This window comes from Paraburkholderia sp. BCC1884 (assembly GCF_900996225.1).
Lineage (GTDB): Bacteria > Pseudomonadota > Gammaproteobacteria > Burkholderiales > Burkholderiaceae > Paraburkholderia.
The window spans coordinates 1-297 of record NZ_CAAJGL010000057.1 but is presented as its reverse complement, the minus strand read 5'-3'; the positions used below and the strand labels follow the sequence as shown (position 1 = coordinate 297).

The window sequence follows — 297 nt, the reverse complement described above, 5'->3', positions numbered from 1 at the left end:
ACGTTGGTTACACGTGCGTCCACGTTCGAGATGTCGCCGGTGTTTTTGGCGATGTCTGAGGTGTTCTGGTCGACTTTCGAGTTCGTCGCGAACAGTTGCGAACCGTTCACTGCGTCCATGCTGTCTGCCGACAGTTCGCCTGTCTTCACGTTTTTCAGCGTCGTGCCTTCGGCGCCGCCGAGCGTGACCACATCGTGTGCCGACGCGTCGTACTTGACCGCATCGCCCATCTCGCCACTCAGGTTCGTCACCGTCGTGTTGAGGTTGGTGATGTCGCCGGTGTTTTTGGCGATGTCC

1 protein-coding gene is annotated in these 297 nt (G+C 58.6%); it reads right to left on the bottom strand.

Going from position 1 to position 297, the window contains the following annotated elements:
* Positions 1-297: hypothetical protein (locus FQ705_RS04570; protein ID WP_222105625.1), on the bottom strand; the 297-nt coding region annotated here is incomplete at both ends.